The organism is Streptomyces sp. NPDC005774, from assembly GCF_042871645.1.
GTDB lineage: Bacteria > Actinomycetota > Actinomycetes > Streptomycetales > Streptomycetaceae > Streptomyces > Streptomyces pratens.
In genome coordinates this window covers 1-9,558 of the sequence record NZ_JBIAIV010000100.1, presented here as the reverse complement: position 1 = coordinate 9,558, position 9,558 = coordinate 1, and the positions used below count along the sequence as shown (strand labels likewise).

General features: G+C 71.9%; 11 protein-coding genes. All 11 read left to right on the top strand.

The features are described 5' to 3' along the window. The first annotated feature begins 841 nt into the window (after positions 1 to 841). The 11 genes from ACFYQA_RS38680 (at position 842) to ACFYQA_RS38630 (ending at position 9,434) form a co-directional block, all read left to right on the top strand. Entirely contained in the window at positions 842 to 2,002 is a 1,161-nt protein-coding gene (locus tag ACFYQA_RS38680) for a protein rep (RefSeq protein ID WP_388928416.1), read from the top strand. Beyond that, complete coding sequence (locus tag ACFYQA_RS38675; RefSeq protein ID WP_388928414.1) at positions 1,999 to 2,247, top strand: hypothetical protein; 249 nt, start codon at positions 1,999 to 2,001, stop codon at positions 2,245 to 2,247. Before ACFYQA_RS38680 ends, ACFYQA_RS38675 begins: the two co-directional genes overlap by 4 nt. Next, entirely contained in the window at positions 2,244 to 2,525 is a 282-nt protein-coding gene (locus ACFYQA_RS38670; protein ID WP_388928412.1) for a hypothetical protein, read from the top strand. The genes ACFYQA_RS38675 and ACFYQA_RS38670 overlap by 4 nt, the downstream gene beginning before the upstream one ends. 207 nt (positions 2,526 to 2,732) lie before the next feature. Then, a complete protein-coding gene (locus tag ACFYQA_RS38665; RefSeq protein WP_388928410.1) occupies positions 2,733 to 3,863 on the top strand; it encodes a phage major capsid protein in 1,131 nt (376 codons plus the stop codon). A 303-nt stretch (positions 3,864 to 4,166) separates the two neighbouring features. Then, positions 4,167 to 5,213, top strand: coding sequence for a tyrosine-type recombinase/integrase (locus ACFYQA_RS38660; protein ID WP_388928408.1), 1,047 nt, complete (start codon positions 4,167 to 4,169; stop codon positions 5,211 to 5,213). A gap of 412 nt (positions 5,214 to 5,625) precedes the next feature. Then, positions 5,626 to 5,850 carry a hypothetical protein gene (locus ACFYQA_RS38655; protein WP_388928407.1) on the top strand — a complete coding sequence of 75 codons (225 nt, stop codon included), beginning with the start codon at positions 5,626 to 5,628 and terminating at the stop codon, positions 5,848 to 5,850. Next, on the top strand, positions 5,847 to 6,026 hold the full coding sequence (locus ACFYQA_RS38650; RefSeq protein ID WP_388928405.1) for a hypothetical protein: 180 nt from the start codon (positions 5,847 to 5,849) through the stop codon (positions 6,024 to 6,026). The genes ACFYQA_RS38655 and ACFYQA_RS38650 overlap by 4 nt, the downstream gene beginning before the upstream one ends. A 219-nt stretch (positions 6,027 to 6,245) precedes the next feature. Further along, the gene (locus tag ACFYQA_RS38645; protein WP_388928403.1) at positions 6,246 to 7,970 is read left to right on the top strand and encodes an FtsK/SpoIIIE domain-containing protein; all 1,725 of its coding nucleotides are present in this window, start codon (positions 6,246 to 6,248) and stop codon (positions 7,968 to 7,970) included. After that, on the top strand, positions 7,967 to 8,281 hold the full coding sequence (locus ACFYQA_RS38640; RefSeq protein WP_388928401.1) for a hypothetical protein: 315 nt from the start codon (positions 7,967 to 7,969) through the stop codon (positions 8,279 to 8,281). Before ACFYQA_RS38645 ends, ACFYQA_RS38640 begins: the two co-directional genes overlap by 4 nt. A gap of 2 nt (positions 8,282 to 8,283) precedes the next feature. Further along, complete coding sequence (locus ACFYQA_RS38635) at positions 8,284 to 9,180, top strand: protein spdB (RefSeq protein WP_388928399.1); 897 nt, start codon at positions 8,284 to 8,286, stop codon at positions 9,178 to 9,180. Between the two features lie 65 nt (positions 9,181 to 9,245). Then, complete coding sequence (locus ACFYQA_RS38630) at positions 9,246 to 9,434, top strand: hypothetical protein (RefSeq protein ID WP_388928397.1); 189 nt, start codon at positions 9,246 to 9,248, stop codon at positions 9,432 to 9,434. Positions 9,435 to 9,558: the final 124 nt, after the last annotated feature.

Sequence of the window (9,558 nt, the reverse complement as noted above, 5' to 3'; positions counted from 1 at the left end):
CCCACCACGCTTGGGTCGGGCACCACCCCGACGCATCACCGACCGCCCTCCACACCAAAGGGACGGCTCATCGCCCATCTTGCCACGGCGCACAGACAACCACCGGTCTGCATTTCATCCGAACCGGGAGTCGACGCGGGTTTTCCAGTCACCCTTTTTGGCCCCGCCTCATACCGTCTCGCCCCGCCTCATACCGTCTCGCCCCGTCGCGTTTCGGAGAACTCACTACGCTCTAACTACACCCTCACTACGGGAGGTCTCGCCCCGTCGCGTTTCGGAGAAACTCGCAGGCCAGGGCACCGAGTTGACAGGGACGCACATCTGGAACATCTGGCGCCCCACCATGCAAGAATGGACCAAGTCTGAACACGGGTTAACCACCGTGGCGGACACCAGGGCGGCCCGAGCAGAAATGCGAAGGGCCCGGAGTTAGCCGCTCCGAGCCCCTGCATAACAGGGCCGGGATACCACCCCCGGCCGAAACACCGACTCACCACCAAAGCGAGGCACAGTGCCTTTTCAGTCTGCCGTACCCGCGCCCAGCGGCCAAGCTGGGCTCGGGCCACGCTGCACCGGGTGCGGTGCCGCCATCGCGCGCACCCCCGGGAAGCGCACCCGCCTGTACTGCTCGGACGCCTGCCGCAAGCGTGTGAAGCGGGCGATTGCCCAGTTCCCGGCCGGGCCGGAGGCCCCCGCCGGCACCCCCGGAAACCGCACGGGCAAGACCCCCTCAGCAAATCCGGACAGGCGCCTAGGTACTACATACGGAAAGTACGGAACCCTAGAGCACCCCAACGGGGTAAACCCGCAGGTCAGAGCCGGTCTCGCGCCGCGTCCGGTTATGACGCCTCTCGCGCGCCGGGACTCCCGCTTCGACCTGCTCGACGGCCTCCAGCTGCTCACCACGTCGAAGCGTCTGAAGTCGTGCCGCCGGATGCTGAAGTCAGGGACCGGCGCCGCCACCCTGATGACCGGGAACGCGGGCGGATCGTTCGCCGGGGTGTGCGTCTGCGGCGCCGTGCACCTGTGCCCGATCTGTTCAGCGAAGATCCGGGCCGCCCGCGCCGAGCAGGCCGACACGTGGGTCGACGCCTGGACGGCCGCCGAGCACGGCGTCGTGTTCTGGACCCTGACCATGCGCCACTACAAGCGCCAGCCCCTCGGATCGCTGCGGAAGCGGGAGCGGCACGGCCTGGTCGCCCAGCAGCACGACGCATGGAAGCAGGCGTTCGGGACCAACGCGGGCCCGGCGTGGAAGCGAACCACGCGCTCCCACGGCGTGGTCGGCTACTACCGGGTGTGGGAATGCACGTGCGGGGCGAACGGGTGGCACCCGCACTTCCACGTCCTGCTCTTCACCGAACGTCCGTGGAGCGAGGACACCCGCGCGTCGTTCGAGGCCGCCGCCGCCGCCCGTTGGTCGGCGGCCCTGGTCAAGTCCGGGGGGTACAAGCCGAACGAGGCCGGGTGCCGCGTCGACACGGTGCAGGGTGCCGACCAGGGAGCCGCGGGCCGCTACCTGTTCAAGGAGCAGGACGGCCGGGGCGGTGTCCAGCGGATCGGGCAGGAGATGGCCCGCGGTGACATGAAGAAGGCCGGCCGTGGGGGACGGGCCCCGTTCGAGGTTGCCGAGTCCGCCGTCGCGGGCGTCGCCGACGACGTGGCCCTGTGGCACGAGTTCGAGGCTGGCACCTTCGGCCTGCGGCTCATGTACCTCAGCAACGGGATGAAGGCGAAGCTGGACGCGCTGGTGGAGACCGACGACCGGACCGATGAGGAGATCGCCGCCGACGACGGCCAGGACCGCACGCCCGTCGCCATGTTCCCGTCGGAGACGTGGCACGGCCACGTGGCCCGCGTCCGTGGCCGCCGCCTCGCACTGATCAAGGCCGTTGAAGCGGGCGGGCAGTCGGCCGTGCGCGCCCTGATCGAGTCGTGGGGCCTGGTCTGGGGCCGGGACGTCCTGGACCCGCCGCCGTCCGTCGAACAGGAGCAGCGATGACCGACAGCACACCGCAGGGACGCAGGGTGCCCCTGCGGTTCATCAACGACGCCGGCCGTCCGGTCGTCGCCACGAACACCGACCGCACGGAGCATTGGGAGAGCGACCCCGAGGAGTGGGCCAGTCTTCCCGAGGACACCGTCGATCAGTGGGACGCCACGTGCTGGCTTCCCCTGGGCACTGCCGGAGAGGCCGGCCGACCCGAGATGCTCCCGATCCCGCTCCGGCCCGGGGGTGCCCAGTGAGCGACATGACCCCCGAGCAGGAAGCCGAGTTGCTCCAGGGCCGCGCCGATGCCGCAGGCCTCGCCCTGGCGTGGGCCGACAACCCCGATGGTGCCCGGGCCATGCTCGGCACTGTCACGTTCGGCGAAGCGGCCCGGCTGTTGATCTCCCTGTGCGGCACCGTCGCCGACATGGTCCGCATCGGCGACAAGGTCACCGCGGGCGGGCACGTCCAGCCGTCCGCGCGCGAGCAGCTGGCCGCGCTCATTGAAGCCGCCCATCAGGGCGTGCGAGACTGATCACGAGCCCCTGACGGGCCGGTCCGCCGCCACCTTCGGTGTCCGCGTAGACCGCCGTCAGGTGCCCGAGCCCCACGACGCGAAGTCGTGTGAGGGCCGCCGCCGCCAGGCATCCGCCGGCCGCCGCGAAGCACTCAACGCCGCCCCGTGGTGGAGATAACCGTTACTCCACACCGAGGCCGCACGCTGCGGCCGGATCGGACCACCATGCCCACACTGCGCGAGCAGCACCGCCAGGTCGTCGACCGCGTCCGCGAGATCGCCGAGGCGGCCAAGAGTGAAGAGCGCGACTTCACCGAGGCCGAGATCAAGGAGATCAACGAGTTGTCGGCCAAGGCCGATGCGCTGGAGGCGAGGGTCAAGGCAGCGGACGACGCTCAGGCCGAAGCCGCCCGGCACTCGGGGAGGCGGCAGGAAGGCCAGATGAAGGCCGAGCAGCCCGATGGCCTGGCCCGCGCCTTCACCGACACCATCGCCGCCCTCGGCATGACGCACGGACAGAAGGCGCTGCTGCCCACCTCCGGCTCCGTCATGCTGCCCGTCGACATCGGCACCGTCGTCCTGCCCTACGCCTCCAACGGGCTCGCCCAGGTCATCAGCACCATGGAACTGACCGGGGGCGACGCCTTCACCTACATGCGGCAGACGGCCCGCACCCACAACGCGGCCACCGTCCCCCGGGGTGCCCAGAAGCCCACCTCCCCCTACTCCCTGGACAGGGTCCCCGGGCAGGTCATGACCCTGGCCCACCTCTCCGAGGAGATCCCCAAGCAGTGGCTCGCGGACATGCCCGCCCTCCAGGACTTCCTCCGCTCCGAGATGACCGCCGGCCTCCAGCTCGAAGCGCACTCGGTCATCCTCAACGGCGGCACCGCCGAGGACGGCACGGCCGTTCCCGGACTGCTCGGCACCACAGGCGTCCGCACGCAGGCCTACGTCACCAACCCGCTCATCACCACGCGCAAGGTGCTGACCACGCTGCAACTCGCGGGGGAGAAGCCGACGGCGTGGGTGTTCAACCCGAGCGACTGGGAGGCCATCGAGCTGCTGCGCAACGAGCAGGACCAGCCCGAGATGCCGGGCACGCCGACCGGCCGCGCACCGCTCCAGCTGTGGAGCGTGCCCGTCGTCCTGGACGCCGGCATGGAGGCCGGGACCGGGCTCGTCGGCGACTGGTCCACCGTCACCCTGCTCACCCGACAGGGCGTCAAGATGGATTGGTCCGAGGCTGGCCCACTGTTCGAGAAGAACCTGGTGAAGTTCCGCGCTGAGGCCCGCATCGGTGTCGCGTTCAAGCGGCCCGGAGCGCTCGCCACCGTCGACCTGACGGCCGCCTGATCGCACGCCGGGCCCCGGGGGATAGGGAGTCTCAGTCTTCAGACCGAATCGCCGGGGGCCCGGCGCTGTCAGCACGGCGCGTGCGTGAACAGAACGGTGAAGGGGGGTCTACGGGCCCCCTGTGGGAGGCACTTCGGCACTCCGGTCCGCGGGCCGCGCCGTTGGAGAAGTTTCGGCGGTCGGGAAATGTCGCATAGAACGCCGCCGGTTCGCCCTGGTTGATCCACTTTTAGAACCGCCGATCAGGGCCTGACTGGCGATAACATTCCTTCTCACGAGCCAGGATCGGGAGTTGGGGGAACCGTGTCAGAGATCGCCGTCCGCACCGCCGCCGCCGTGGAGCCCGCCGAGGCCGACCGGCAGCTGACCGCCGCCGCGCGGCAGGCCGTGCTGGACGGCATCCCCGACTCCACCCGCCGCGCCTACTCCGCCGACATGACCGCCTTCACCGCCTGGTGCGCGGGCGTCGGCCGCCGGCCGCTGCCCGCCACCCCCGAGACGCTCACCGAGTACGTGGCGCACCTGACCCTGACCCCGTCGCCGCGCACCGGCCGGCCGCTCGCCCCGTCCAGCATCGAGCGCGCGCTGGCCGCGATCCGCACCGCGCACAAGGCCGCCGCCCTGCCCACCCCGGAGACCAAGGGCGCGCGGAAGGTGCTCTCCGGTTACCGCCAGCGCCTGGCCGTCACCAAGGACCCGGCCGCCCGCCCGCGCCGGGCCGCCCCCGCCACCCCGGACGCGCTGCGCGAGATGCTCGCCACCCTCGACCGCGCCACGCTCGCCGGGCAGCGGGACGCCGCGCTGCTGCTGCTCGGCTACGCCTGCGCCGCTCGAGTCTCCGAGCTGGCCGCGCTCGACCTGGACGACGTCGTCGACACCGAGGACGGGCTCTTGGTGAACGTCTACCGGCGCAAGCTCAAGCGGCACGACGAAGTGGCCGTGCCCTACGGCTCCAACCCCGCCACCTGCCCGGTGCGGGCCGTCCGCGCACTGCTCGCCGCGCTGGCCGCCCAGGAGCGCACCGCCGGGCCGCTGTTCGTCCGCATCGACCGGCACGGCCGCATCGCCCCGCCGATGACCCGGCACGGCCAGACCATCGGCGACCCGGCCGGGCGCATCACCGCCACCGCCGCGGCCGCCGTCGTCACCCGCGCCGCCACCGCCGCCGGGTTCGAGGGGAAGTGGACGGGCCACTCCCTGCGCCGCGGGTTCGCCACCGCCGCCCGCCGCGCCGGCCACACCCTTGAGCGCATCGGCCGCCACGGCGGATGGGCCGACGGCTCCCGCGCCCTGCTCGGCTACCTCGAGGAGGGCGACCGCTGGGAGCGCAACCCCGTCGCTGGCCTCTGACCCACCGCGGACGCGCGCTGAGCGGAGCGCCCACGACGGGCCCGGCCACATCGCGGCAGCAGCTGCTCCCCCTCAGCCCAGGGCGGGCCGTCCGGTCCGCTCACGCTCGCGCGTCCGTGACGGAGGCGGTACGGCGGCCCGCCCCGGTCGGCCGGCGCACCCGGCATCCGGTGCCCAGACGGCCACCCCTCCCCTCCCCGCTGCCCATGTCCACGCGCACAACGGCGAGAGCGGCAGTCGGCGGACGGCCCGCCATGTAAACCCCGGCGGGTGGCCGCGGGCCGGGACCGTGCGGGACGGAGGCAGGAGCGCGGGCACGGCCCGCGAGGGAGCGGAGCGACCGGCTTGATGGAGTAGAGAAACTCTTACCGCGCCTTGCGCACCCCGCACGTCATGTGTCAGTCTGAACCGCATGACGCAGAAGACACCGGCTCAGCTTCGGGCCGACGCGGAGGCCGCCCTGACGGGGCCGGGTCAGCGCCGTATCCGGCTGCTCGCCGAGCTGGAGGAGGTAGAGACCGAGCTGCGCCCCCTGATCCGGTCCGCCCGTGAGGTCGAGCTGCCGATTCGGCGGATCACGGAACTCACGGCGGTCGCCCCGAACACGATCCGAGCCTGGATGAGGGAGGACGCATGAGCGCACTGGACGGACACCGGCGCTACCTGGTCGAGAAGGCGCGCGAGGCGCTCGCCAAGGTGGACCTGTCGGACGATCGGGAGATGGCCCGGACGATCGGTCGCCTGGAGATCTCACTGGAGCAACTGCTGGAGATCGTCGACCCGGAGGGCTCAGACGGCGCGCAGAGCGGCTGAGGGTCCCGCGAGGCTGATCCGGTCCCCCGTCCCGGGAACGGGCGGGAGACGGCCGCCTAGGGCCACTCTCGGTAGCGAATCCGGGTTTCCCTCGCGCGTAGGCGCGTAGGGCCCCCCGGAGCCGGAACCGGAAACCGGAAACCAACTACACAACGTAAGCGGGCGACACCCCTTGCCGGGGGCGCCGCCCAGCCCACGGACACCTTGGGAGGAAACCCCGTGGACAAGTCTCAAGTCTCGCACGCGATCATGAAGGGTACGTCCGCCGCTGCCCACTGGACGGCGGACCGCTACCGGACCGAGGCGGCCCGCCGGCGGAAGCTGCGGACGGAGCGCAAGCCCCTCGTCGCCGACGCGCGGAAGGCGCTGGCCGTCGCCCGTAAGGCGGACCCGGAGCGGACCAAGGGCGCCACGCACCGCGCGGAGCGGGAGCTGTCCGCCGCCAAGCGTCGCGTGCCGGACCCGATGTGGCTGTTCGCGTCGAAGGCCGTCGTCGTCGTGGCGGTCGCCGGATACGTCGGTCTCCCGCGCGTGCCCGAGTCGGTGTGGCTGTGGTCGGCGGTCGCCGTCACGGTCGCCGCGGTCGGGTCCGTCGTCGTCGCCGTCGTCGCGGCCGGCCGGAAGCCCAAGGGTCTCGTGCCGACCGCCGAGGAGCGCCAGTTGCTCAAGCGTCTCGCCCCCGACCACTGGCGCGGACACTGCGAGGGGCGCGGCCTGGCGGGGACCATCACCGGCACGCCGAAGCTCACCGAGTCCGGCATCGTCACGGACGTCCGGCTGGACGGCCAGTGGACCGTGGGCAAGCTCCGGTCGGCGTCCGAGCACGTACGCGCGCTGCTGGGCTGTGAGTCGGGCCTGCGCCTGGAGATCAAGGGCGGCAAGCGCGGCGGGTGGGCCGTGGTGACGCTGCGGACCCGGTCGGCGGCGGACGGGATGGATCTGTCCGGCTGGTTCCCCGGTGCCCCGTGGGGAGTCGACACGGTCACGGGCGAGCCGGTCATGGTCCCGCTGGGCCGTCGGATGCTGATCGCGGGGACGTCTGGGTCGGGCAAGTCCTGGTCGACGCGCGCGCTGTTGGCTGAGGCGTCGGAAGCCGAGGACCACCGCCTGGTCGTCATCGACCCCAAGAGGGTGGAGGCGATCAACTGGGAGCACCGCGCCCGTACGGCCATCACCCGGGACGAGGTCCTGGAGGTGACCGACGAACTGGTCGTCGAGATGCACGACCGGCTGCAACTGGTGCCGCGTGGCCGGGACACGATCGAGATCTCCGAGGAGCGGCCCCGGATCACCGTGTTCGTGGACGAGGGCGCGGAAGTGATCTCGATGGCTCGGGTCAAGGGATACGACCGGGTGATGGAGAACCTGTCGACGCTCGCCCGGATGGCGCGGGCGGCGGAGATCATCCTGATCTGGGCCACGCAGAAGCCGACCATGGACAGTAAGGGCGGCATCGACCCGCAGATCAGCGCGCAGATCACCTACCGGGCCGCGCTCGCGCTCTCCACCAGCAGTGAGTCCCGCGTGGTGTTCGGGGAGGACGCCACGGAGAAGGGGTGGCACGCGCACGAACTCCCGATGCCCGGGGTGGCGATGCTCCGGTCTGGCCCGAAGGCGAAGCCGCACCCGATCAACACGCGCGCGTTCAGTCCGGCCGACGTGATCGCGCTCCCGGACCGCCCGATCTGGCACGGCGCCACGGTCGCCCCGGTGATCTCCATGCGGAAGCCCCCGGCCCCGCCGGCGCCCCCGGTCGAGTCGACGGACGAACGCGTGCTGCGGGTCGTCCAGTCGGGCCCGGTCCGGCAGAAGGACATCGTCGAGAAGGCGGGTCTCCCCAAGGGCACGGTGTCCAAGGTGGTCGCCCGTCTCGTCGAGAAGGGTCTTCTCGTCCGCCAGGCCGACGGCACCGTGAGCACGGTCCGGACGGGGGCGACGGCATGAGCACCGAGATTCAGCGCGCGTCCGCCGACGCCGTCCAGGCCGCTGTCCAGGCCGACCGGTACGCGGAGATCCTCGCGGTCGTCGCCGCCGTCCAGGCCGCCCAGGTCGCCCCGCAGCCGCACCAGTCCTGCGGCTGCGCCCCCGCCAAGCCCCGGCGGTCCGGCGGTGAGGTCGCCGCCCTCGCGGCCGGTGCGTGCGCGTGCGTCGGTGTGGCCACGGCCGCGCTGCTCGCGGTCGCCCTGGTCGCCGTCGCGGTCGGTGTGTCCGCCGTCGTCCTGCTGCTGCTCGTTCGTCAGCTCCGGAGGAAGTGACCATGTCCAAGATCAAGCGGTTGATGACGGTCGGTCCGGCCGTCGCCATGACGATCGTGTCCATGGTCCTGACCCTCGCGGTCGTCATGATGTGGCTCGGGGAGTCCATGCCCGTGGCCGTCGCCCTGGTGGTCGGTCTCGGTCTGGACGGCGGGTGGCTCGCGACCCTCGCGTACGAGCGGCGCCTTGCCGCACAGGGCGACCACAGCAACGCCGTGACGGCGGTCGGCTGGTGCTTCGGTCTGGTGGCGACCGGCGTCCTGGTGGCGCACGCGTTCACCGCCGACGGAAGCGCCGTCGCCTGGCTCGCCGTCGCCTGGCTCCCGATCGCGGCAAAGGCGCTGTGGCTGGTGCACGGAATGTGGGAGCGGACCGCGCTCACCCCGAGGGCGCTCGATTCCATCCGGGAGATTCAGCAGGAGGCCCGCGACCGGGCGGCAGTCTCCCGCGCCCAGCTCCGGGCGGAAGCGGGTACCGAGGTGACGCGGCTGGAGGCCGTGACGGCGGCCGGGGCGCGCGTCGCACGGGTCCAGGCCAGCACCGCGGCGACCCTCTCCGGGGCGTGGTCGACGCTGGAGGCGGCCCGCCAGGGAGACGGCACCGCACGGGCTCTGACCTGCGTCACGGAGCGCGTCACGCCCGGCGTCACGGGCGTCACGGCGGCCCGCTGGGACCTCCCGGTGTGGGCCCCCACGGAGCCGGTGGCCGCCATCGAGGCCGCGCCCGCGCTCACCGATGACGAACTGGACAGGATCGTCATGGAGCTCCGGCACGGGGAGGTGCCGCCGCTCACCTACCGAGAGATGGCCGACCGGTTCCGCGGGGCCGGCCACTCTGCCGGGGAGACCCGACTCCGGTCCGCCTGGAAGCGCGTCACCACCGAAGCCACCACCGGCTGATTCCTGAGCCGCTCGCTACAGGGGCCGCCAACCTGGCGGCCCCTGTCTCTTACAGGAGGGGTTCCTTGTCCCTGATATGCGACCTGCTGTGGAAGCTGGCCGACAAGTCCCGGGCCAGCGCCGACCGCATCGACGACATTGGCGCCGGCGCCCTGCTGATCTGGATGGGGGTTGACCGTCGCATGTGGCGGCTGGCCGACAGAGTGCGAGCCGTCGCCGGACACGTCGACGACCTTGCAGCCATCGGGAGATGAGAAGGGCCTCGGAGTTAGCCGCTCCGAGGCCCACCACGCTTGGGTCGGGCACCACCCCGACGCATCACCGACCGCCCTCCACACCAAAGGGACGGCTCATCGCCCATCTTGCCACGGCGCACAG

Coding starts and splice junctions, on each gene's coding strand:
- ACFYQA_RS38680 (WP_388928416.1), top strand. CDS start 842: ATGACGCCTCTCGCGCGCCGGGACTCCCGCTTCGACCTGCTCGACGGC.
- ACFYQA_RS38675 (WP_388928414.1), top strand. CDS start 1,999: ATGACCGACAGCACACCGCAGGGACGCAGGGTGCCCCTGCGGTTCATC.
- ACFYQA_RS38665 (WP_388928410.1), top strand. CDS start 2,733: ATGCCCACACTGCGCGAGCAGCACCGCCAGGTCGTCGACCGCGTCCGC.
- ACFYQA_RS38655 (WP_388928407.1), top strand. CDS start 5,626: ATGACGCAGAAGACACCGGCTCAGCTTCGGGCCGACGCGGAGGCCGCC.
- ACFYQA_RS38650 (WP_388928405.1), top strand. CDS start 5,847: ATGAGCGCACTGGACGGACACCGGCGCTACCTGGTCGAGAAGGCGCGC.
- ACFYQA_RS38640 (WP_388928401.1), top strand. CDS start 7,967: ATGAGCACCGAGATTCAGCGCGCGTCCGCCGACGCCGTCCAGGCCGCT.
- ACFYQA_RS38635 (WP_388928399.1), top strand. CDS start 8,284: ATGTCCAAGATCAAGCGGTTGATGACGGTCGGTCCGGCCGTCGCCATG.